We start from the raw sequence: 23,928 nt of genomic DNA on the forward strand, positions 1-23,928 counted from the left end.
TAAAAACAGTAAAAGAGCATGTCAACAGTAGTCATTAAAACAGGCAAAGAGCATATGGATGTTCCGCTCATACACCGGTTCCTGTCTGAAGATACCTATTGGGCCAAGGGCATTTCCTACACCGTTGTAGACGAATCACTGAGCCACTCATTTTGTGCCGGCGCCTTTATAAATGGTGAACAGGTAGGGTTTGCAAGAATGATCACTGATTACAATACCTTTGGCTGGCTCGCAGATGTTTTTGTATTGCCGGCGTACCGAGGACAAGGCATATCAAAAAAAATAGTATCCCATATACTGGAGCAGCCCTGGTCCAAACGTTTAAGAAGAAAAATGCTGAATACACGCGATGCCCAGGGTTTGTACCGGCGCTATGATTTTACGGAGCTTGCTCATTCTTCGTATATCCTGGAGGTCTATCAACCCGATATCCATTTACGTTAATGCGCCCATATTACTAAGTTTAGTCACATATAGCGGCCGAATCTAATGGTATCAAATTTGACATGTTTTAGTAACTAGCATGAGACATGACATGAAAAGACGATTTGATCACCTGGATTTGCAGAGTTTATATGATCTCTTAGCAGTGCAAACTAAACGGTATACCAGCGCTCTTGTTAACGGTCGTAGAGAAAAACTCCTTTTATATAAGCAAGCAATTGATTCACTCCTTGAGGAAATTCGCCGCAGGAAGAAGGGAAGTATCTCCACAAAGCAGCATGTGGAGTATTTTACCCGCTAAGGGTCTATTCCTGATGCGCCAGCCAGCTGAGCGCCTCTTTAATAGCCTCCAGTGAGCTGTACCGCGGTTTGTAATGTAACAACCGCCGGGCTTTTTCAATACTTCCAATTGTGCTATGCATGAGGTGCTCCCGGCTGCATTTTGCATCTTCTGCGGAAACGGACTGACGAAAATCCTCCCAATTCACAAACTTTAGTTTGGCCTCCTGGCCGTACCAATCTGCAATGGCCTCAGCATAGCCACGACAGGTAATGGCATTTTCAGACAGCACATGAAAGCTTTCCCCCACTGCCCGCTCTTTGTTTGCCATGGCCTGCATAAAGGCCGCCGCTACATCATCCGCATGAACATGATGTAAGGTTTCCATACCCAGGCTGGGGAAAAGCACTTCCTCACCATTCGCTAATTGCGTAAAAACAGCCTCGTTAAAGTTTCCCACCGGGTTGACAGGCATCCAGCCAGGACCTACAATATGACCGGGATGCAGTATCGTGACCGGAAACTGTGTTCGATCTACTTCTTCCAGCAGGTATTGCTCCAATGCTGCCTTCAGAATACCGTATTCCCCAAGGGGACGCCGGGTATGCCATTCTTCAGACGGTACTTCCACCTTGTGCCCATGCACCCACATAGTTCCACAATGCAGGTAGTGTGAAAGATTTCCCTGTAGCGCACTCACCAATTGCTCCGCACTTTCAGTCTTAAAACAGATCAGGTCGATAACCACTTCCGGCGATAGATCAGATATTGCCTGGCCAAAGCTGCCCTCCTGTTCCATCTGGACACGGTCCAGCGTAACAAATCTCACCTGCTGCCAGGTAGGGTGCTCCTGGTAAGGCGTATGGCGCTGGCGGCTGACCACCGTTACCTGGTGGCCGGCTTCCACCAGGCGCGGGATCAAAAATGTGCCTATATGTCCGGTACCACCGATTACAACTACATGCATATCTCCTGGTTTTCTTTGCTACAAATGTACTAATTGCCACATCCTCTCTTTATCTACTTTATTTTCCAATAAGCGCTGGTCCCCGGCTTGCGCTCATCCGTGGCTTTTACCAATAAGGTATCGCCGTTGCGGAGATCGCCAAAAACTTCTATTCCCTTATCGGTGGTAATACCCTGGCGTACGTCCAGCCACGTTGCCTTCCCGTCGTTCACCCTGATCACAAACTTTCTTTCCTGCGTGGCAGCAACAGCTGAAGGAGGCACTATAAAGGATAGTCCTCCGCGTTCCAGGTCAAGCTTTACATATGCAAACGCACCTGCCTTGAGCTGGCCGGCGCTGTTATCCACTTTAAATTCCCATAGCTCTGTACGGGTAGCAGGATCGATCGTCTCAGTTTTGCGTGTCAGCACTGCGGGGAAACGCTGGCTCGGATAGGCGTCCACCCGGAAATCAATGTTGCGGGTCACACTGGCCGCGGCCACATATATCTCGGGAACCGCCACCCGTAAACGGAGCGTACGATTATGCTGTATGGTGAGCAACATTGCCTGTGTACCTACCAGCGCACCGGGATCCGCTTTACGCGCCGTTATCACTCCGTCAAAAGGCGCCGTAATATGCAGGTACCCGGATACTTCTTTATATGCCTGCGCCTGTTTCCCCAATGCTTCGTAAGAGGCACTGTCTGCCAGCATCTGGTTACGGCTGTGCTCCAGGTCAACGGGAGCTACGATGCCGGGTGTTTGCGCCTGGGAAGCGCGGTATAAACGTTCAAACTGGTCCCGGCTGCCGGCCCATTTGGCTTTAGCGGCCTGCAGCGCTGCTGCTGCTTCGGCAAATCGCGTATTCACCTCCGGCGCTTCAATAATGGCAAGTGTTTGTCCTTGTTTAACATGGTCGCCTATATCCACTTTCATAGACCGTACAAAGCCCGGCACTTTTGCATACAGGTCTGCCCGCTCATACGGGATCAGCTCAGCAGGTAATTCAACTGTCTTTTTCAGGGTATCTGATCTCAGTACAAAAACCGGTACCGTATCCTGCACATCAGCACCGGCTGCAGCGCTATCTGGCTGTCCGGCTGCCCCGCTGCAGGCTGCCAGTAAAGAGAGAAAAGCCATCAGTGCGTGCAAACCACGGCCGTACTGTATATTAGTGTTTGTCATAGTTCTTACTGTTAAGATCATCGGGATCTAATGATACATCGCTATACTGCACCCGGCCGATGATCCATTGGTACACATGCGGCAGGAAGAACAGCACACTGATCGTAGAAAAGATCAGGCCCCCTATCACGGCGGCACCCAAGGGAGCAGTCTGATCGCCTCCTTCCGTTAAACCCAGAGCCATCGGTATCATGCCTGCGATCATAGCCGCACTGGTCATCAGGATAGGACGCAAACGAGCTTCCGCCGCATGCAGGTGCGGCTGGCTGACAGCTTCTTTCCTTGCTTGTTCAGCATGGGTGATAAAGAGCACGGCATTGGCAATTGCCACTCCTACAGCCATGATAGTGCCCATATAGGACTGTATGTTCATGGAATGCCCGGTGATGAACAACAATAACAGGGCGCCTGCTATCACCGCCGGTATTACAGATAAAATAGCCAGGGCAACACGGAACGACTGAAAATAGACAGTCATCGTCAAAAATATAACCACCACTGCTATCAGTAATCCGAATTGCAGGCTTTGCAAGGTATTTTGCAGCAATTCCGGCTGCCCTCTCAGCAGGATCTTCGCCCCTCCCGGCAGCTTGCCAAAACTGTCGATAACTTTTTGCACCTTGCGGAAAACAGCCCCTCTGTCTTCATCATGAATATTGGCTGTTAACGTAATATAGCGTTGCTGATTGAGGCGGTCATATTCGCCCGGTATATTGGTATGTTTCCAGGTCGCCACTTCACTCAGGAAATGTGTAGTGCCTGCCCCGGAAGATACAGGCACCATTTCCAGTTGCGAAGTGCTGTTCATACGGTACTCAGGATATTGCACCTGTACCTGGTAAGCGGTGCCGGTAGCCTTATCCAGCCAGTAGCTGGGAGTAGTGAAGCGGCTGGAAGAAGTAGCGGCCACCGTAGACCTGGCCACCTGCTCGCTGGAAATGCCTAACTGCCCGGCTTTAACACGATCCACCTCCAGTTTAATGGCCGGGTAGTCCAGTGGCGTTGCTATCTGCAGATCTCTTAATGCCGGTATGGCTGATAGCTTTTGTTGCAACTGGCGGGCGGTCTTTTGTCCCTCCGCCAGGTTTCTGTTCACTACCGCTATTTCTACCGGGTTGCTGCTTCCCAGGTTTAATACCTGTTCTACGATGTCGCCCGGCTCAAAAGATAATTTTGCTCCGGCTATCTCCTTAGCCGCAGCTGCTCTTAATTTTTCCCTGAAGGTTTCAATAGGAATCACACCTGGTTTTAACTTGATCCTCGTAACAGATTCGTGCGGGCCGCTGGTCCACAAATGAATGTAGTTTACAGGATAGCTGGCAGGCTGCGTACCTATAAAAGCGGATGTAACCTCCACATTGCCTTTACCAGCGATACGTTCAGCGAGCGACAACAATTTGCGGGTGGCATCTTCCGTGCGCTCAAAACGGGTGCCCACGGGCAGCCGCAAACGCACCTGTGCCTGGCCGCTGTCTGTTTCGGGAAACAAGGCTGTGCCTGTAAGAGAAAAGAACAATACGGTAAGCCCTGCCGCAACGATAATAAACAGGATGGTGAATACTGCATATCCGTTATGGAACCGGCTTCCAGCTTTCATGTAACGATCTTTGAGCCGGTAAAAAAATCCTTGCGGTGTTGGCTGCTCCCTGTCATGCAACCGTTGTTTCAGCAGCCAGTTGGCAAGCACCGGTACAAATGTCTGCGACAAAAAGAAAGATGCGATCATGGCAAATCCTACTGCCATCGACAGCGGCATAAACATCGCTTTAGGCACGCCATTCATGAACAAAGCCGGTACGAACACGGCGAGTATGCTGAGCAGGATCAGCAATTTGGGCGCGGCTATCTCTTTACATGCATCTGCAATAGCACGCGGCCTGGTTTTACCCATTTCCTGGTGACGGTGTATATGTTCAATTGTTACAGTAGCTTCATCTACCAGGATGCCCACTGATAATGCCAGGCCGCCCAAGGTCATGATGTTGATCGTCTGGCCGCTGAGATAGAGCAAAGTAGCTGCCGCCAGCAAGGCCAGGGGGATGGTCATCACAACAATCAATGCACTACGACGGTCGCCGAGGAACAACCATACCATCAGCCCGGTCAACAGCGCGCCCAATCCTCCTTCAAATAACAGGCTTTTCAGGGAGTTGATCACATAGCCTGATTGATCAAATTCAAAGCTTACTTTAATATCGGCTGGGATAGCCGCCTGCATCTCCGGCAGCGCTGCCTTTACCCGCTGCACCACATCCCAGGTAGATGCATCGGCGCGTTTGGTAACCGGAATATATACAGAGCGTTTGCCGTTTACCAGGGCATAGCTGGTAGTAACATCGGCGCCCATGCTCACCGTGGCAATATCGCCAATATACACAGCAGGGCCGCTCCCCAGTTGCAGCGGCGTGTGCTGCAGGTCCTGCAATGTTTCTATAACGCTGTTTTGCGGGGTGATGTAGGTTGTATCGCCTATACGAACATTGCCCGCCGGCGAAATAGTATTGAATTGCACCAGCGATTGCACCACCTTGTCGGGTGAAAGCTGGTACGCCCGCAGCTTTTCCGGGTCAACCGTTACCAGCACCGTCTTCTGATTCCCGCCAAAGGGTGGCGGCGCAGAAACACCTGGCAAAGTGGAGAACATGGGCCGTACACGGAACAGGGCCAGGTCAGATATCTCTCCCAATGAACGGCTATCCGAACTAAATACCAGCTGGCCTACCGGCACACTGCCCGCATCAAAACGCGTGATAAAGGGCGGAACTGTGCCCGGTGGCATGAATGCCCTGGAACGGTTTACGTAACCCACGACTTCCGCCATGGCCTGGCTCATATCAGTGCCTTCATTAAATGCTATCTTGATAATGGCGGCGCCCTGGATACTTTTGGATTCTACATATTTAACGCCGGTGATGTAAAGGAAGTGATACTCATAATAGGATGTTACAAATCCCTCCATCTGCTCCGGCGACAGGCCGCCGTAAGGCTGCGCCACATAAACCGTAGGGAGGCCAAGGCTGGGAAATATATCGATCCTGGAATTACGGATAGACAGGTAAGAGAAAAAGATAATGGCGATCACCATTACCAATATTGTGATGGGGTGCCTTAATGCCGAAATAATTAATTTCATACGAATAGTCCTCCGATTATTTCAATTGATCGGTAAAAATTTGAAGGTTACCGCCAGCCACGGCTATTTCCAACAGGGAACGCCATACCTGTAAATTAGCGCCTGCTTCCGCGATCTCCGCTTTCAGCAGCTCATATTGCCCCTGTATAAGCCGGGTATAATCCGTTAATCCACTTTGATAACTGAGCTGCAAACCTTCATAGGCATAGCGAACAGCCTTTGACTGAAGGGGCGCCTGCTGCGCCACCAGCACGTTTTGCCGGTAGTTATATTGCGCGGTTTCCGATTGCTTCTGCAGGTTTAAAGCCACCTGCGAAAGCTGCGCATCGTCTGCTTTCAACAGGAAGCGGTATTGCTTCTTCCGTATACTTTCCCGGGAAAACTGTAAAACCGGGAAGCTGAGCTGCAGTCCGGCCCCGTAATTACTACGGGTTAAAGACCAACCATCCGCTTTATGCACCGTGCCATCGGCATTAATGCCGGAGCCACGGCCATAGGCATTTGCCCAAAGATCCAGCCGCGGGCGCCAGGCACGCTTAACTTCCTTTAACGCAGATGCACTGAGCTCTTTTTTTGCCTGGTAGTACCTGTACAAGGGGTTGTCTGTATAGGCGCCGCCAGCCCCGGGCTGTACCGGGAGCTGTACGGTGAGCATGGTATCGCTAAGTTGTATGTTGTCCGGCATTTCCGTCAAACCCGTTAGCCTGGTCAATTCTAACAACTGCGACTGGTATTGCCGCCGCGTATTCAGCCGGTCCATTTCTGCCTGCGCCATTGCCGATTGAAACTGGGCGGTATCAATACCGGGCCGCAAGCCTTCCCTGGCTAATACAAGGGATTGCTGCAGGCCAACGTTAGTACGCACCATATTAGCCTCTATAACGTTTAACAGCTGCTTAAGATACACGGCTTCCAGGTATACGTTGATGGCGGTATATTGTTCCCGGAATAATGCATCGTCATACTGGCTGGTGGCCAATTTATACTGCGCAGCAGCTTTTTCTACCGCAGCCTGCCGCTGGCCGAATGTAATCGGGCTCCATTTCAGCAAAGCCGTCAGCGCCGTACCGGGTACAGGATCATAAGTATTGCTGAGGGAAGGCGGACCGCTGATAGGCAGGATCAACCCGGGGTAACTCATTCCTGTAATATTATTATAGGTAGCATAACCAGCCTGGTAAGCCGCTTCCAGCTGAGGCATCAGCGTATTCCTGGCAAGATTGACATCATACCCCGCAGCGTTTGCCCGTTCGCGGTAGGCTGTAAGTTGTGGTTGCTGAGACTGTACAAGTGACAGGGCCTCTTTTATGGAAACAGCTCTTGGCTGTGCACTGGCAGCCTGGAAAATCAGCGCGATGCCGTTACATAAGATAAAATTGACTGCCCTGTTCATAATTGCGGCTGTATTGGGAACAAAGTAAATAGCTAAAGCCGGTAGAATATGGCGAAAAAGATAGAATTAATGGTAATTTTGAAAACTACCCCGCCTGAACTCCTCCGGGGTTTGCTGCTGGTATTTCTTAAAAAACTTGACGAAATACGACGGATCTTTAAAGCTTAGCCGGTAGGCAATCTCGTTAACATGATTTTCTGTATACAATAACAGCCGCCTTGCTTCATTCATGATGAAATCATCGAGTATTTCACCGGCGCTCCGGTTCACCGCCTTACGGCAGGCAGCGTTCAGATTTTGAGCGGTCACATTCAGTTCCTGTGCAAGTACACCTATCTTTCGCTGAACATATGGCCCGGTAAGCAAAAGATCGATATAACGGGCGTAGAGCTGTGTTTGCTGACCTGTATGCATGAAATTATGCCGGCCTTTCTCCAGTATACCTGCTACAAGCGCCTTCATCAAGCCATCTATACAATGATGTTCATACACGGTATCCATGGACGCGTGCGAGATGAGCAAGCTGAATAAAGTAATGATCTCTGCTGCATCCTCCAGGTAAAGACTATTGGCATGCCAGATCAAATGGAGCAGTTGCTTTAGGGATTCATCCCTGCTCTGCTGCAGAAAACTGTTCTTCAGGATCAGCACATATCCTTCGGGCTCCCCCTGCAGTTCCCAGTTATGTACCTGATCGCGGTTAAGGAAGAACAGCACCGGCGGTTTTACTTCGTAGCAAATGCCATCTATCCAGTGGTAACCGTTTCCTTTTGACAAAAGGATGATCTCAAAATACTGTTTGTGCTTATGGGGTTGCGTAACGCGCGTATCCTTACGGAAAGGCTCCACTTTTATATGTTTATCGGCATTGATCTTGTCTTTGATCTGTATATTCTTTTCTACGGGGAGGAGCATGATGTGGTCCGTTTTTACTTAAAACAACAAAATATGAAAAAATACTGCCTCACCAGGTACACAGTTTGATCAGCAGGCCAAGGGCAGCTGCTATTAAAATAATAATCTCTACCGATAGATTTCTTTGTGAGCTTATACGCGCTGACTGCTATGATGCCGATCACGGCGCGCCTACTCCATAGAACACCGCCTGCATCCAGCTGATTCCCTGGTAGTGCACATAGATAGCCCCCAACGCCAGTACCATCAGGAACGGAGGGATATTCCACCATGGTATGATAAAATGTTTAATGCATTTCGCCGTGGCCTGTCTGGTCCAATGCCGCTTTCAGCCCCGCTGCCAGCTTTTCAACCGGCCCAACGCCCCAATAGTGCAGGAAAAAGATACGGGGCTTTTCATGCACCATATGATTATGGACAGCCACTACTTCTATCCCGTTTTCTACAAGTGCTTTAATGACCGGCGTTACTTCGTTTTCCAGCATCGTAAAATCTCCCGCTACTGCCGCCTTCTCCGGTGTTCCCTGCCAGGCGGCCCATGTATTGAAACCCGCAAAGCTGCTTACAGGGATCCCATGTTCCTGCAGCGACACATCTGGCCTGCCGATAGTGTATTTATATACCCCTTTGCTCAGCTCTCCTTTATGTCCCAGGAGGGAATCGAGGTGAGGGATAGACAAGGTATTGATCACACTGTCTGCCTTCCCCTCTTTAGGATCATGGCCGCGTGCCTCCTTTACTTTTCCGAAGATGGCTTTCACGCTGCCCGCCAGCTGTTCTACCGGGCCCTTCCCATCAATGTGCATATACATCACGTTGGGATGATTGCGCACAAAGTGATTATGGATGGCAGTAATGGCGAAACCCTGGCGGATCACTTCCTGCTGTACAGGCGCCAGATCGGTTTCTGTCAGGATAATATCTCCCATCACCATGGCGCTGTCACGGCAGGGAGTAAAGCAGGCCCAGCTTCCCAGTCCCATTGGCGGGATGATCTTAAATCCGTCCACCACTACATGCAGGTCATTTTGCGGAACAGTGATCTTGTATTCGCCGTTCTTTTCAACGCCTTTCATGCCAGTTACCCGTTCAATGGCAGCAACATCCAGCTTGCTGCTGCCTGGCGGACAAACAATCGTATTGGAATCATTCTTTGCACCGGTTACAGCATTTGTAGCCGTTCCGGCGGAAGGCTGGCAGCTCTGCAGGAACACTCCTGCGGCAATTGTTGATAAAATGACGGTGGTCTTCATTTTATTATCTAGATCTAATTCAGCACAATGCTAGCCATTAAAAAGCCCCCGAAATAGAACAGGAATTACCCCCCTCTTGTACAGAATTTACTTTTTCTGCAAATTTTTCCTGTATGCTGATGGATTCTGACCGGTGTACTTCCGGAAGATCCTGGTAAAATGACTTTGATCGGAAAACCCGGTCAGGTAGCTGATCGCTGTCAGGGAATAAGCCGGATCTTCCATCAGCTGTATAGCCCGGTCAATACGCTGTTTCCGGATGTATTCCCCAAAAGAAAGATTGTCGAAGTGTTTTGAAAACTCGCGGGAGAGGTAGGAAGGATTGATATCGAGATCTTTGGATAGTTCTTTCAGACTGAGATTGGTATCAATATGATCCTGGATCATCTCTTTCAGTTCCTGCGCCCACACAGGTATACTGTTAGCTGTTTTTTGCCTGGACTTAAAGAAGCGGCTGAACATTTCCAGCAACAAATGTTCATTTGGCTGTTGGGTGTGCTTTTCTTTTTGCAGATGCCCGGCCCAGCTATAAAGTGCATCATAGATCAGCATTCCCTTTTCCAGGAGCTCGTAATCGTCTTTATAATTGTAAGCCAGACCAGCCGAGATAGCCCATAAACCGGACGCCTGTGGGGCAATATCGTGCCGGTCAGTATCCGCTCCGCGAACAACAGGGGCCATTGCCAGCACCGCAGGATCGGTGATTTTGTATTTTTTGATGAGGTAATCAAATGTACATTGGTCTCCATAATGCGTATGCTCTACCTCCGGAACGTCAAAAGGAGTCGCGCCCAGTGCGGCTGCCCGGCTCATCACATCGCTGAATGGCACATAAATAATCTCCGCATCCGGGTCTATGAACCGGCGTATCAGCCAGGGACATGCAATACGATCTATCTTCGGGTGCTCACGCGTAATCCATTTCATAAGGAAATTATACAACAGCAAAATACCCCTTTGTTTTGATTTTCTTTATTGAAAGCACCGATCGTCCCTTATCTCTAAGAACTACCAGCCATAGACCAGCCACGCCTACAGCTTCCTTACCAACGGTCCACCATTACTACAATCAAGCACTACCCTGTCGTCAATATTAAAAACCTGTCCGGCAACATCTACCCTTACCATCCTGTTATCCAGCAATATCACCAAACTCCCATTCCCTTCAACGGACACGACGCTGCCTGTCAATACCGAAGCATCCTGTTTCTTCAGGAAAAACTCCGCCGGGGCCGCCTGTTGCCTAAACCGCCCCTGCTCCAGCTGGAACACGGTATCCGATAACCGGATGATCTCATCTTCATTATGGCTTACCAATATCGTGGTCAGCGCAAAGCGCCGGTGTATCTCTGCTAAAGTGCCCTGCAGCTGCACGCGCATGGCATTATCAACAGCCGATAAAGGCTCATCCAGCAGCAGGATCGATGGCCTTCTGGCAATTGCTCTTGCCAATGCCACGCGTTGCTGCTGGCCACCGGAAAGCGACTGCACCTTCCCTCCTGCCAGCTTGCTCAATCCGGTAAGTTCCAGCAGCTCATCTACAATCTGCCGGGGCTCGTTCCTCTTCAATCCAAAGGCAATATTCTCCCGTACGTTCATATTCGGGAACAGGGCATAATCCTGGAATACAAAGCCGATCTGGCGGTGCTGCGGGTCTATATCGATCTTCTTTGCCGCATTAAACCAGGTAATACCATTTACTGCTATGAAGCCGGTGTCTGGCTTCATCAAACCAGCCAGCATCCGCAGCAGGGAGGTCTTCCCTGAACCAGACACGCCGTACAAACTAATGAACTGCCCCTTTTCCAGCCTGGCCTGCACATCCAGTTCCAGCCGGCCTTCCGCACTGCTTAAAGTTTTCTGTAATGAAAAATCGATCATACCTCAATAGAATTTCACCTGCTTCATCTTACCGTTAAATGAGTACATTATCAATAATATAATTAATGACAAAGCAAGCAGAATAACCGCGTACACATTCGCCTGGCGGTAGTGGAATGCCTGTACTTCATCGTAAATGGCAATGGAAGCAGTCCGCGTTCTGCCAGGCATATTGCCGCCGATCATCAATACCACACCAAACTCACCCACCGTATGGGCAAAGGTCAGCACAAGGCCGGTTAGCAATGAAGGCTTTATATTAGGCAGCAATACCCGCAACAGGGTTTGCCATTTTGTTTTCCCAAGCGAGTAAGAGGCTTCTTTTAAGCTGGGTGGTAGTGAAGACAGGCCCGATCTGATAGGATGTACCATAAAAGGCAAACTATACGCCACCGATGCGATCAGTAATCCCCCAAATGAAAATGCCAGCCGGATGTTCATCCATTGCTCCAGCCATTTGCCAAATGCATTGGCCGGGCTGAAGGCCAGCAATAAATAAAAACCGATCACCGTCGGCGGCAGCACCAGCGGCAGCGTCACTACGCTCTCAATAATAATTTTCAAAGGCGTCTTTCTTCCCGAGAACCAGGTAGCCAGCGGGATGGCCACCACGAACAGGATCAGCGTGGTGCTCAGTGCCAGTTTCAATGTAAGCCACAAGGGCGCGAGTGCTATCATTTTACAAGGTATCCAGATTGCTTATAAATAACCTTTGCTTCATCCGAGTACAGGAAATCGTAAAACTTCCTGGCTTTTGCTTCTTTGCCTTGCGCATACTTCAGCAGCGCAGCTGATTGCTCGATAGCGGGATAAGCGCTGGCATCCAGGTCTATCCATTTCCCCTTGCCGCTCATCTCACGGGAGACCACAACCGCCTTTGCCGTAAACCCGATATCCGCGTTTTGTGTAGCGATGAACTGGCTTGTCTGGGTGATATTTTCACCCTTTACCAGTTTCGGCTGCACCTGATGGTACAAAGCGTATTTTTCCAGCAGGGCTACCGCCGCACGCCCATAAGGGGCGGTTTCCGGGTTCGCAATGGCGATACGTTTGATGCTATCGCTCAGCAATAATTGCAGATCGCTTTGGGGGGTAATGCCTGGCCGTGTGCTCCATAACACCAGCTGCCCCTGTGCGTACACTTTAGGGGCTTCGATCGTGAAGCCTTTCGCGGCCAGCTCCTGCGGATATTGCTGGTCTGCAGATATAAAAATATCAAAGGGCGCGCCGCCCATGATCTGTTGCGTAAGATTACCGGATGCGCCGCTGATCACCTCGATCTCCGTGTTGTCCGTCCTGTTGAATTCCGCAATCAGCGCTTGTATGGTGTATTGCATGTTTGCGGCAACAGCTACGGTCAGTTTCTGCCTGGTGGATGATTGACAGGATACCAGTCCCAGTAGCAATAGCACAAATATTCTTTTCATAAGCTCCTATTTCGCTATTTCCTTGAAAATACAACGACCTAAGGTATTGAAAATTCAGACGATATCTTTTCTTATTTTTGAAGGGCACCCCAAAGGCCTTTGATAGCCATGCCATTGAGATTATGCTTGATCACCGTGCTGTTATTTACGCTTGCTGCCCCACTCCAGGCACAGCAACCGCATTTGTATTTTGAAAGGCTTACTACGGAAAATGGCTTATCCCATAATAAGATCAATTGCTTTTTACAGGATAAACGCGGCTTCATATGGATCGGCACAGAGGACGGACTGAACCGCTACGATGGCCATACTTTTACGATATTCCGGAATCAGCCCGGAAACGCCTCCTCCCTTTCAGGAAATATTGTTACCGACATCATAGAAGACAGGGACCAGCGCCTTTGGATCGCTACCGCCGATGGCGGAATGAGCCGCTATGATCACCGGCTGCCTCCCGCAGAACAGTTTAAACAATACCGCCATTTAGCGGCCGACAGCAGCTCCATCCCCATCAATATCGTTAATGCCCTTTTATACGACAAGGAGGGATACCTGTGGCTGGGTACCGGTGGAAAAGGCGTATGGCGTTTCAACATCCGCACGGAACGCTTTGAGCAGTCAACGAAAAAAGGTACACAGGGTGTCCTCGACCTTTGTATGGGCCGCGGCGGCATCATATGGGCAGGACGGCAAGGTGGCGGGCTCCTGAAGATCAACACGCGGAACTTCAGCTATGAGATGGACGAGCGATATACCGATCTGTATGCAAAACTGCCCCATGCCACCGTCACGGCGCTTTTTCAGGACCGCAGGCAGCATATGTGGTACGGCTCCTGGGATAAGGTGCTGTACCGGTTCAATAGCGCCACCGGGAAGGAGGAAGTATTCCAGGAACACAAAAAAGGCGGTAGCTTCCTGAACGATGAAATAAACTGTTTCGCAGAAGACCCTAAAGGCTTGTTGTGGATGGGTGGCAGCAGCAAGGGCCTGCAGATCTACGATCCTGCAAGGCAGCGCTTTTATCATTACGCCTATGACGCATCACTTGAAGGCTCTCTCTCCGACAACCGGGTCAATTGTCTTTTTGCAGATCAGGATGGGATCATGTGGATAGGCACCAACAAAGGCATCAGCATCAACCATCCCGGGCAGCAACAATTCGAACAGGTGTTCCTGCCTGCCGATAAAAAGATGCGGCCCACCATCTATGATTTTTTAGAGGATGATCTGCATAACCTGTGGATAGGCGCCAGCAATGGCATCTATATCTATCAGCCTGCATCGGCAACATTCCGCCATCTCCCGCTGGTATATAAAGGAATGCCGCTTATCATCTCTAAATTTTTCCGCGATGTGGACGGTACCCTTTACCTGGGCTCCGATTACTCCCTCTTCCGGTTTGACGGGCAGCAAGGACAGCTAAGGCTCCTGCCCAATACAGAGAAAGATCCGGTGATGAACAGGATCATTAAATCGAGGATCGTATCCATAGTACGGGATACGATCGAAGGCCATCCCGCGCTGCTCGTGTCTCCCTACGGGCATTTCCTTGCCTATTACGATCTTGTTGAGCAGCATTGGGTATCCCGGCTGGACACTGCCCGGAAGATCCTGCAACGCTTTAATCTGACGGACAATCTTATCAGGAAGCTCTTCAAAGCAGCTAACGGAAAAATATGGCTGGCTACCGGTAAAAGCGGTTTGGGTGAATGGCTGGAAGGAGCGCCGCCCCGTGTGCAATACCTGAATAGCAATACAGCAGCGGCAGGCAGTATCAGCAGTGATAATGTATACGATATTGCTGAAGACAGGCGTGGCAACCTCTGGCTGAGCACCTATGGCGGCGGTTTAAATTATTTTGATAAGGCTACCAGGAAATTCCGCCATATCGCCGATTCGGAAAACCTGCTGGAAGGTATCCAGCTGGACAGCAGCGGGCATGTATGGATGATCAGTAACGGCAACCTGCACCAATATGATCCCGCCAGGCGTCGTTATTATTCTTATCACCTGCCGGATATTGAAAGATCCGGGGGTGTTTCAGGTCCTGTTTATAAAGACCCCCAGGGTAAAATGTATGTAGCGGGAGCTGGTTATTTTATTGCGTTTGACCCCGCAGCCGTCATCACGGAAAGCCGGCAGCCGGAGATCCACTTCACCGATTTCAAGATCTTCAATACCTCCTACAGCCAGCTCTTATCCCAGGATGAGATCAGGCTGCGATATCACCAGAATTATTTCAGGATCGAGTTTGCGGCGCCCTTCTTCTCTCCTTCCCGCAATGTGAGATATGCCTACAGGCTGGAAGGCTGGGACAAAAACTGGGTAGAAACCGGGCCTGAGCAGTTTGCACAGTTCTCCAACCTGGAAGGCGGCGAATACGTCTTCAAGGTAAGAGCGAGTAGCAGCCAGGGCGCCTGGAATGAACAGGTGGCCAGCATCCGCATTGTCATTGTTCCACCCTTCTGGCAACGCTGGCAATTCTATGTACTGCTGGTAGTATTGGTCTGCGGCGCAGCCTTTGGCATTTACCGCTACAGGGTCAATGAGCTGCTGAGACGACAAGCCATCCGTAATAAGATCGCACAGGACCTGCATGATGACGTGGGCTCCACCCTGAGCAGCATTGCCGTATACAGCCAGGTAGCGAAGATCTATAATGAGCAGCAGCAGCCGGAGGCATTAAAAGGCGCCATCGATAAGATCAGCGATACGGCCGGCGAGATGATCACCGAGATGAATGATATCGTGTGGGCCATCAATCCCCGCAATGATAGCATGGAGACAATCCTCCAGCGAATGGAATCTTTTGCCAGGCCCCTGATGGCTTCCCGGAATATCCGTTTTCATTTTGACGTGGAAGAGGGCCTGCAGCATATTAACCTGGGCATGACGCCCCGCAAGAATTTCTACCTCATCTTCAGGGAATCAGTTAACAACATTCTGAAATATGCAGATTGCAAAACCGTATGGGTTAAGGTGCAGATGCAGCACCACCAGCTGGAGCTGAGCGTACAGGACGACGGCAAAGGATTTGAGCTGGAAAAAGTCAAGGTCAATGCTTCCCAGTCATTGTCCGGTAACGGCTTGCGGAATATGCAGATGCGGGCCGCAGAAATAAAAGGCAGCCTCCTGATTCATACGCAGCCAGGGCATGGCGCCACCATCCGGCTGCTCTTCCCGGTGTCCTGAACGCCGGCCATCCCCGCTTTCGGGGATTGTAGAAATGCTTAATTAATAGGAACTTAGGTAATATCCTCCATTATGAGCATACGCATTGCGATATTTGACGACAATAAGAACATCCGAGACAGCATTACTTTGCTGCTAAAGACTGTGCCCGGCCTGGAAATAGCCGGTTCCTTTTCTCATGTGCTGGATTGTGTGGAAGACGTCAGGAACAGCCGGCCCGATATTATCCTGATGGACATTGAAATGCCCGGCATGTCTGGCATTGAGGCGGTGCGCCTTATCAAACAATCCTTTCCAGGTATACAGATCGTGATGCAAACTGTATTTGAAGATGATGAGCGGGTGTTTGCCTCTATCTGCGCCGGTGCCTCGGGGTATATATTGAAAAATCACCTGGACAGCCTCTTGCCGGATGCGATTCCTTCCCTTCAAAATGGCGGTGCGCCCATGTCTCCCTCCATTGCCCGGAAGGTGCTGGAGAAATTGCAGCAGATGCCGATACAAACGGCGCCCGCTATGGATTATCACCTCTCTCCGCGCGAGAAGGAAGTATTGGCCTGCATTGTAGAAGGACTAAGCTATAAGATGATCGCCGACAGGCTAAAGATCGGTTATGAAACCGTACGCAGCCATGTAAAGAAGATCTACGAAAAGCTGCATGTAGCCTCGCTTACGGAAGCCGTAGCAAAGGCCATCAACCAGAAGCTGATCTAAACAGCGGTGGCCAAACCGCCTATATCCAGGCGGTTGAGCAGCTCGATCGCATTGTTCACCTGGAATTTTTCGAACAGTTTCTGCCGCATGTTCCGTACGGTATTAGGACTGATACCCAGGCAGCCCGCGGCTTCCTTGATGGAAAGTCCCTGCTTCATCAGGGGGATCAGTTCGTTTTCGCGGGGCGTCAGCTGCGCGCTCAGCTCACTCGCTGCATAATATTCCAGCACTCTTTCGCTATAGCCTTCTTTATAGGCCGTTATCTTGAAACCGCCGTAAGTCCCTTCCTGGCTGATATCCTTTAGCAGCATAAAATACAGACGCTGCCCGTTCTTCAGGCGGATCATTGCTTTCTCATCATGAATACAGATGTACCTGCCGTCTGTCCGCAATACCCTATAGTTGAATATAAACCGGAATTTATGATGTTCTTCCGGGTCTTCCTTTTTGAGCAGTTCTTCCAGCACATGAATGCCCTTGTTAAAATCAGTCATATCTGCCGGGTGCACCCGGTCGAAGAAGTTATCAAGATGGAAAGCCTCAATGCCTGCTGCGGGGTCCAGCCCTAACAGGTTGCGGAAATTATCACTTACATAAAAGAAGTTCGAATGCATGAACCTGCAGGTGCAGACGGTCCACTCAGGAAAGATCCTGTGAATGTTACAAAGCGTATGCATGATCTCCTCGTCTATTTCTTCCGCCTCCCCCTGGTCGGGGTCGAGGAAGGAAATAATATGATTCACACGCCTTCTCAGCTGAAGATGGGAATGCATTGGGGTATTCAATTTAAGTTAAGGAATAGTGCTACCGGAAATAAGCCACAAACTTAACATTCTTTCAAATACCCGCCAATCCCCATTTCCGGGGATGTGGCCATGGTAGAAATTTACTATTTCCAGGGGCTTCCTATGCCAATAATTTTGTGCCCATTATTTCAGTTTTGAGTACAAAAATATAATCCCAAAATGATGCAAATGTTCAGTGATCACCTGTTCCCCGTGAGCAGCGAAAAGAGGCCATACATCTTCAGTATGCAGCCAGCGGCGCTTGATAATGTTCCGTTCCATCAGAACACCGCCTGTATAACCAGGTATTTTGCCAGGCGCTTTCCTTTACACCTGGCAGTCCACGAAATTTCGCCGGTGTCAGCTCCACCTGCAGAATACACACATCCGCACAAACACCTGGACAGCGATGAGGTCAACATCATCCTGGCAGATGAGGAGCTGTTGTATAAGATCCGGATCGGCGAAGAAACATTCATCGCAGGCAAAAATTCCTGCGTATGGATCCCCAGAGGTGTGCTGCACTCCGCCAATGTGATGAAGGGAAGCGGTTATTTTATTACGCTCCGCATACGTTAATCTCATAATAATTAAAAATAAAAATGTACCGTCATGAAAATTGTATTGATCTTTGCCGCCGCGATGGCCTACGTTACGTTCGCAGAAAAAGACCGCCTGAACGGAAGATGGGAAACCAAACCATCCCCCAAAGGCAACGTAACCGGTGTGGTATTTAAAACAGATAGCACTTTTGAAGGCTATGTCAACAAAAAACCCTTTGTAAGCGGAACCTATACGCTGCAAGACGACATCTTCACTTTTACTGACAATGGCTGTGAAGGTAAACGAGGCGTATATAAACTTTTCTTCTTCAGCAATGCAGATTCCGTGCGCTTTATCCCGATAATAGACAGCTGCACAGAAAGAAAAAACGGGATGAGTAAGCTGGTAATGGGAAGAGTGAAATAATCCGCTTATTATCATGAAACAACTGATCATTATAACTATCGTTGCGACATTTGTGCTGCTGGTTCCGGTCTCCTTCAGGGACAAGGAACCGGCAGACATTGCCGAGCTGGGCGCGCTGCTGTTCTTTGATCCGATCCTTTCTGCAGACAGCACAATCAGCTGCGGTAGCTGTCACCAACCCGCTCATGCCTTTGCCGATACCGGTATGGTGAGCACTGGAGTAGGCCACACGAAAGGAACACGCAATACGCCTACGGCCATGAATGTCAGGCTGCAAAGCTCATTCTTCTGGGATGGCCGTGCTGCCAGCCTGGAAGAACAGGCCCTTGCGCCCATTGCCAATCCCGTTGAGATGAACCTGCCTGTATCAGTGGCATTACAGCGCTTACGCAACCATCAAACCTATCGCCATTATTTTAAAAAGCTCTTTAACCGTGAGCCAGACAGCACTAGCCTGGGCGCTGCACTTGCCGCTTTTGAACGTACACTGGAAACCAGCGACAGTCCTTTTGACAACTGGAAATTCAGCGATAATCCCGCTGCAGTAAGTGACGCTGTTAAACGAGGCTTTGCAATTTTTAACGGTAAAGGCAAATGTATTGAATGTCACTTCGGCGCTGATTTCACCCAGCCTGATTTCCGCAATATAGGCCTGTTCAATGGCACTACACTCAATGACAGCGGTCGTGCGCTTATAACAAAGCGCCCGGAAGATCTGGGTAAATTCAAGATCGGTTCGTTGCGCAATGTAGCCATGACGCCGCCGTACATGCACAATGGTATGTTCAAAACCCTGGAAGCAGTGATTGACTTTTACAATGAGCCGGATAAGTTTGTGCCGGATGCGATTAACAGGGATAGTTTACTGGCTAAGCCGATGGGACTGACGACAGATGAGAAAAAAGATTTATTGGCCTTTCTTCATTCACTGACGGATAAGAGGTTTAGTAAAGCAAGTGAATGAGCCGTTTTTGTTCCCCTTTCATTCTAGGACCTGAAAAAAGGGTGCCTCATTCTTGAGACACCCTTGCGCTATAATTTGGATAAGCATGCGGAAACAAAAATGCAGCAACAGCCTAATTTTTATGCCCTGACTCGCCGGGATATGCAATTTTATTATCCACGTCTACAACACAGGGACCTGAGAATACAGGACCGGTTGTTTTAAATACCCATTTAACTGCGCCGCTTCTGGCATCATAAGCGGATAGATCGTGTGTATAACTTCCGGAGAATACAACCCCGTGCGATACCGTGGGTTGAGGCGCCGCATCATAATTAACAGTCGAGTCAGTCGAGATCCATTTCAATGCTCCTGTTGCGGCATTCAGCGCATACACTCTCCCGTCGTAGTTACCAGCATATACCATTGTGCCTTCAACCACCGGGTAAGAAAATTCGCCGGACCGGAACGTACCGCTACCACCCGCATTATATCTCCATACAAATGCGCCGTTTTTTTGTTTATTGCGTAAATTACCATCACCGGCCCGAAGGAACCAAAGATTTCATTACCACCGAAATTGAATTATAATACTCCGGCACCCGTCTCCTGGATCCCTGTTCAACATCCTTGCGTCGCAATACGTTCATCCCCATTGCTACTATTGAGCAGAAAAAAAATTTGCCGGTTATTTTCTTTATCGTAATATTGCAATGTAACAATCATACAGCATGGGACTTACAAAGACAGCCTTATTTACCAAACAACAGAATGAAATTGCTGCTATGGCAAAAGCCCTTGCCCATCCAGCACGGATCGCCATACTGCAATACCTGATAAAACAGAACGCCTGTATCTGCGGAGACCTGGTAGAAGAGCTGGGCCTTGCCCAGGCAACGATCTCTCAACACCTGAAAGAACTGAAAGCAGTAGGTATTATACAGGGCACCATCGAAGGTCCCAGCGTTTGCTACTGCATAGATCCTAAAGCCTGGAAACGATATCAACAGGTGTTTGCCGGATTTTTAAAAGACGTGGATTTTAAGAACAGCAGCTGCTGTTAAATTTTTTTGCCTCACTATATCGTAATATTGCAATCAAGCATTAAATCCTTTTCTTATGTCTACAGATGCCAGGATCAAGGAAATGGTAAAGCAGAAGTACACTGAAATTGCTTTACAGGATAAGGAAGACAATCAATCCTCCTGCTGTGGTTCAGGAGGCTGCTCAACGGAAGTATATAATATCATGACAGATGACTACTCCGCTGTTGAAGGTTACAATCCCGATGCCGATCTGGGCCTCGGTTGTGGCCTGCCCACTCAATTCGCAAAGATCAAAGCCGGTGATACCGTAATAGACCTGGGATCAGGCGCCGGGAATGACTGTTTCATCGCCCGTAAAGAAGCGGGGGAAACGGGAAAGATAATAGGCATTGATTTTACACCCGCTATGATCGAAAAAGCGCGGGCCAATGCCGAAAAGCTGCACTTCAATAATGTAGAATTCCGCCAGGGAGATATAGAACAAATGCCCATCACCGCAAATGTTGCCGATGTGATTGTCAGTAACTGCGTGTTGAACCTCGTGCCCAATAAAGACGGCGTATTTAAAGAGATCTTCAGGGTATTGAAACCGGGCGGCCATTTCAGCATCTCTGATATTGTACTCTCCGGCACATTGCCCTCCAAAATACAGGAAGCCGCAGAGATGTATGCAGGCTGCGTTTCCGGCGCCATACAAAAACAGGAATACCTGCAGCTGATAGAAAAGAACGGCTTTACCAATACCACCATCCAGAAGGAAAAAGCCATCATTGTTCCGGATGATATCCTTACCAGTTACCTGACACAGGAGGAAATTGCGGCCTTCAGGAACAGTAACACCGGCATTTACAGTATAACAGTATACGCGCAGAAACCTGCGGCCACCGCTTGCTGTGAACCGGGCTGCTGTTCATAAGACGCCTTGTTTATAGAGAGCTGACTTGTATTATTAAACTTCAACATGAGCGCAAACAACTGTCACCCGGCACAACGTAAAAAGCTCAGCTTCCTGGACAGATACCTTACCCTTTGGATCTTCCTCGCCATGATACTGGGCATTAGCCTCGGGTATTTTATTCCATCCACAGCTGCTTACATCAATTCCTTCTCTTCGGGAACGACCAACATCCCTTTAGCGATAGGGTTGATCCTGATGATGTATCCACCACTGGCAAAAGTGCGATACGAAAACATGGGCGATGTATTTACAAACACCAGGATCCTCTCTGTATCCCTGCTGCTCAATTGGGTAATAGGCCCCATCCTGATGTTTGGCTTAGCGGTGTTATTCTTACATGGCTATCCCGAATACATGACCGGCCTCATACTCATTGGCCTGGCCCGCTGTATCGCCATGGTGATTGTATGGAATGAACTGGCAGGCGGCAACCGGGAATATGCAGCCGGACTGGTAGCGCTTAACAGCATTTTCCAGGTACTGCTCTACAGCATCTATGCATATGTGTTCATTACCTGGCTGCCTACACTCTTCGGTATGAAAGGTATCACCGTTCAGGTAAGCATCGGCAAAATAGCCGTAAGTGTCGCCATATACCTGGGAATACCATTCCTGGCGGGTATTGCCAGCCGTTACGGCCTGATAGCTTTAAAGGGGGAAACCTGGTTCCGTGAAAAATATGTACCGTTCATTTCTCCTGTCACCCTGATAGCATTATTGTTCACCATTGTAGTGATGTTTAGCCTGAAAGGAGAATTAATTGTACAGATCCCGATGGATGTGATCAGGATAGCGCTCCCACTGATCGTATACTTTGCCGTCATGTTCATTGTCAGTTTTTTACTGGGCAAAGCGATGGGCGCAAATTATTCGAAAAATGCCGCTATCGCCTTTACTGCAGCCGGCAACAACTTTGAGCTCGCCATTGCAGTTGCTATCGGCGTCTTCGGTATCAATTCCGGACAGGCATTCGTAGGCGTTATAGGCCCGCTGGTAGAAGTGCCCGCCCTGATCGCCCTCGTTAACGTAGCCTTCTGGCTGAAAAAGAAATACTATACCATCAACAAATTACAGGGTGCCTAATAACCGGATATATGAAAATTGCTTTATTCAGTGACATTCATGCCAACTTACCTGCCCTCGAGGCTTTCTTTAAAGATGTTGACAGCCGGCAGCCCGACGCCATTTACTGCCTGGGTGATCTCGTAGGCTATAATATCTGGCCCAATGAAGTGATCCGGGAAATCCGCAAACGCCGTATTCCCACTATCGCGGGGAATTATGATTTCGGTATTGGCCGTGGGATCGATGATTGCGGTTGCGCCTATAAGACAGATACAGAGAAAGCCAACGGCGCTGTATCTATCTCCTATACCAACCAGCTTGTACAGAACGAAGAGCGCAAATACCTGCGTACTTTACCGGCTCATATCAAAGTAGAATTCCAGCTCAACAACGACCAGCTCAACCTGCTCCTGGTGCACGGCAGCCCACGCAAGATCAACGAATACCTGTTTGAGGATCGTGAAGAAAAAAGCATGCTTCGCATCATGGAGGACGCCGGTGCTGATATTATGTGTTTCGGCCACACCCATAAGCCTTACCACCGTATTCTCTCATCCGGATCAAATGAGCATTACCGCCATGCCATCAACATTGGCTCTGTAGGCAAGCCCAAAGACGGCGATCCCCGTGGCGGATATATATTGTTGCACATCAATGAGAACAGCAGCATAAAGGACCAGGATAGTGTACAGGCGGAGTTTATCCGCTTTACTTACGATGTAGAGCGGGCAGCCAGAGCAGTGGAAGACAGCCCGCTGCCGGACGCATATGCAGAAAGCCTTCGCAAAGGAGTATAAATCACTTACTATGCAACAGCAGGCCATTCCCTTATGGGATCAGTTCAACACCGAGCTTAAAAGGTTTATCTGCAGGAAGATAGGCCATGAGGATCATTGCCAGGATATCCTCCAGGAGCTGTACCTGAAGATCTATATCAACCAGGGTAAAATAGCGAAAGCACAAAACATCCGGGCATATATTTTCCAGATGGCACATAACGCGCTCACAGACCATCACCGGCATACGGCCAGGAAAAGCACCCTTTCCGCAGATGCCGCCCCTGAGCAGGACCCGGCAACAGAAGAGCCGCTGCAGGAATATGGCTTAACAGGCTGCCTCCGGTCCATGATCGCTGCCTTGCCTGAGATCTACAGCCAGGCGCTTATCCTGACTGAGTTGGACGGCTTAACGCAAAAGCAGTTTGCCGAAAAGATGGGCATCTCTTTGTCAGGAGCTAAATCCCGGGTACAGAGAGCCAGGGAAAAACTGAAAGAAGAAATACTGAAATGTTGCCAGTACGAATTTGACAAGTACGGAAATATTATTTCCTGCTGCGGCAACTAAATATTTTGCGTCCTTTTTAAGGATCGCGCGTCTTATAGGTGATAGTATATTAC

At 49.3% G+C, this 23,928-nt stretch carries 22 protein-coding genes and 1 pseudogene; 11 read left to right on the top strand and 12 right to left on the bottom strand.

What is annotated here, in order from left to right:
• Positions 1-18 precede the first annotated feature (18 nt).
• Entirely contained in the window at positions 19-444 is a 426-nt protein-coding gene (locus ACR9Y8_RS07555) for a GNAT family N-acetyltransferase (protein WP_481212634.1), read from the top strand.
• 305 nt (positions 445-749) lie between these two features.
• Here ACR9Y8_RS07555 and ACR9Y8_RS07560 read toward each other — a convergent pair whose 3' ends face one another.
• The 10 genes from ACR9Y8_RS07560 to modA all read right to left on the bottom strand — a co-directional run bounded on the left by ACR9Y8_RS07560 (position 750) and on the right by modA (position 12,859).
• On the bottom strand, positions 750-1,691 hold the full coding sequence (locus ACR9Y8_RS07560) for an NAD-dependent epimerase/dehydratase family protein (protein ID WP_481212635.1): 942 nt from the start codon (positions 1,689-1,691) through the stop codon (positions 750-752).
• Between the two features lie 53 nt (positions 1,692-1,744).
• A complete protein-coding gene (locus tag ACR9Y8_RS07565; protein WP_481212636.1) occupies positions 1,745-2,857 on the bottom strand; it encodes an efflux RND transporter periplasmic adaptor subunit in 1,113 nt (370 codons plus the stop codon).
• Positions 2,844-5,990 carry an efflux RND transporter permease subunit gene (locus ACR9Y8_RS07570; protein WP_481212637.1) on the bottom strand — a complete coding sequence of 1,049 codons (3,147 nt, stop codon included), beginning with the start codon at positions 5,988-5,990 and terminating at the stop codon, positions 2,844-2,846. The genes ACR9Y8_RS07565 and ACR9Y8_RS07570 overlap by 14 nt, the downstream gene beginning before the upstream one ends.
• A gap of 16 nt (positions 5,991-6,006) precedes the next feature.
• Positions 6,007-7,383 carry a TolC family protein gene (locus ACR9Y8_RS07575; RefSeq protein ID WP_481212638.1) on the bottom strand — a complete coding sequence of 459 codons (1,377 nt, stop codon included), beginning with the start codon at positions 7,381-7,383 and terminating at the stop codon, positions 6,007-6,009.
• Between the two features lie 66 nt (positions 7,384-7,449).
• A complete protein-coding gene (locus ACR9Y8_RS07580; protein ID WP_481212639.1) occupies positions 7,450-8,298 on the bottom strand; it encodes an AraC family transcriptional regulator in 849 nt (282 codons plus the stop codon).
• A 287-nt stretch (positions 8,299-8,585) separates the two neighbouring features.
• A complete protein-coding gene (locus tag ACR9Y8_RS07585) occupies positions 8,586-9,551 on the bottom strand; it encodes a DUF1259 domain-containing protein (protein WP_481212640.1) in 966 nt (321 codons plus the stop codon).
• Between the two features lie 87 nt (positions 9,552-9,638).
• Entirely contained in the window at positions 9,639-10,478 is an 840-nt protein-coding gene (locus tag ACR9Y8_RS07590; protein WP_481212641.1) for a chromate resistance protein ChrB domain-containing protein, read from the bottom strand.
• Between the two features lie 105 nt (positions 10,479-10,583).
• A complete protein-coding gene (locus tag ACR9Y8_RS07595) occupies positions 10,584-11,432 on the bottom strand; it encodes an ABC transporter ATP-binding protein (RefSeq protein WP_481212642.1) in 849 nt (282 codons plus the stop codon).
• 3 nt (positions 11,433-11,435) lie between these two features.
• Positions 11,436-12,110: a molybdate ABC transporter permease subunit gene (modB, locus tag ACR9Y8_RS07600; RefSeq protein ID WP_481212643.1), complete on the bottom strand. Its 675-nt coding sequence runs from the start codon at positions 12,108-12,110 to the stop codon at positions 11,436-11,438.
• On the bottom strand, positions 12,107-12,859 hold the full coding sequence (gene modA, locus ACR9Y8_RS07605) for a molybdate ABC transporter substrate-binding protein (RefSeq protein ID WP_481212644.1): 753 nt from the start codon (positions 12,857-12,859) through the stop codon (positions 12,107-12,109). Before modA ends, modB begins: the two co-directional genes overlap by 4 nt.
• 108 nt (positions 12,860-12,967) lie before the next feature.
• On the opposite strand from modA, the gene ACR9Y8_RS07610 reads away from it, so the two are divergent.
• On the top strand, positions 12,968-16,051 hold the full coding sequence (locus tag ACR9Y8_RS07610) for a sensor histidine kinase (protein ID WP_481212645.1): 3,084 nt from the start codon (positions 12,968-12,970) through the stop codon (positions 16,049-16,051).
• A 72-nt stretch (positions 16,052-16,123) separates the two neighbouring features.
• A complete protein-coding gene (locus tag ACR9Y8_RS07615; protein ID WP_481212646.1) occupies positions 16,124-16,765 on the top strand; it encodes a response regulator transcription factor in 642 nt (213 codons plus the stop codon).
• On the opposite strand, the gene ACR9Y8_RS07620 is transcribed toward ACR9Y8_RS07615, so the two are convergent.
• Complete coding sequence (locus ACR9Y8_RS07620) at positions 16,762-17,538, bottom strand: LuxR C-terminal-related transcriptional regulator (RefSeq protein ID WP_481212647.1); 777 nt, start codon at positions 17,536-17,538, stop codon at positions 16,762-16,764. The two genes, ACR9Y8_RS07615 and ACR9Y8_RS07620, sit on opposite strands and share 4 nt — an antisense overlap.
• A 192-nt stretch (positions 17,539-17,730) precedes the next feature.
• On the opposite strand from ACR9Y8_RS07620, the gene ACR9Y8_RS07625 reads away from it, so the two are divergent.
• Genes ACR9Y8_RS07625 through ACR9Y8_RS07635 form a run of 3 tightly spaced genes read left to right on the top strand, consistent with a single transcriptional unit; the run spans position 17,731 to position 19,483 of the window.
• A complete protein-coding gene (locus tag ACR9Y8_RS07625; protein WP_481212648.1) occupies positions 17,731-18,129 on the top strand; it encodes a cupin domain-containing protein in 399 nt (132 codons plus the stop codon).
• 33 nt (positions 18,130-18,162) lie between these two features.
• Positions 18,163-18,519: a hypothetical protein gene (locus tag ACR9Y8_RS07630; protein WP_481212649.1), complete on the top strand. Its 357-nt coding sequence runs from the start codon at positions 18,163-18,165 to the stop codon at positions 18,517-18,519.
• Between the two features lie 13 nt (positions 18,520-18,532).
• Positions 18,533-19,483 carry a cytochrome-c peroxidase gene (locus ACR9Y8_RS07635; RefSeq protein ID WP_481212650.1) on the top strand — a complete coding sequence of 317 codons (951 nt, stop codon included), beginning with the start codon at positions 18,533-18,535 and terminating at the stop codon, positions 19,481-19,483.
• A 112-nt stretch (positions 19,484-19,595) separates the two neighbouring features.
• Here ACR9Y8_RS07635 and ACR9Y8_RS07640 read toward each other — a convergent pair.
• Positions 19,596-19,970, bottom strand: a pseudogene (locus ACR9Y8_RS07640) (outer membrane protein assembly factor BamB family protein); the annotation flags it as partial.
• Between the two features lie 223 nt (positions 19,971-20,193).
• Between ACR9Y8_RS07640 and ACR9Y8_RS07645 the strand changes: the two are divergent.
• Genes ACR9Y8_RS07645 through sigZ form a run of 5 tightly spaced genes read left to right on the top strand, consistent with a single transcriptional unit; the run spans position 20,194 to position 23,875 of the window.
• A complete protein-coding gene (locus ACR9Y8_RS07645) occupies positions 20,194-20,526 on the top strand; it encodes an ArsR/SmtB family transcription factor (RefSeq protein WP_481212651.1) in 333 nt (110 codons plus the stop codon).
• Positions 20,527-20,581: 55 nt separating this feature from the next.
• Positions 20,582-21,424: an arsenite methyltransferase gene (locus ACR9Y8_RS07650; RefSeq protein ID WP_481212652.1), complete on the top strand. Its 843-nt coding sequence runs from the start codon at positions 20,582-20,584 to the stop codon at positions 21,422-21,424.
• A gap of 45 nt (positions 21,425-21,469) precedes the next feature.
• Positions 21,470-22,549 carry an ACR3 family arsenite efflux transporter gene (arsB, locus tag ACR9Y8_RS07655; protein ID WP_481212653.1) on the top strand — a complete coding sequence of 360 codons (1,080 nt, stop codon included), beginning with the start codon at positions 21,470-21,472 and terminating at the stop codon, positions 22,547-22,549.
• An 11-nt stretch (positions 22,550-22,560) separates the two neighbouring features.
• Positions 22,561-23,328, top strand: coding sequence for a metallophosphoesterase family protein (locus ACR9Y8_RS07660; RefSeq protein WP_481212654.1), 768 nt, complete (start codon positions 22,561-22,563; stop codon positions 23,326-23,328).
• A gap of 10 nt (positions 23,329-23,338) precedes the next feature.
• The gene (gene sigZ, locus ACR9Y8_RS07665; RefSeq protein WP_481212655.1) at positions 23,339-23,875 is read left to right on the top strand and encodes an RNA polymerase sigma factor SigZ; all 537 of its coding nucleotides are present in this window, start codon (positions 23,339-23,341) and stop codon (positions 23,873-23,875) included.
• The last annotated feature ends 53 nt before the right edge of the window (positions 23,876-23,928 follow it).

The sequence above is a fragment of the Chitinophaga sp. SVR4-12A genome, from assembly GCF_056754765.1.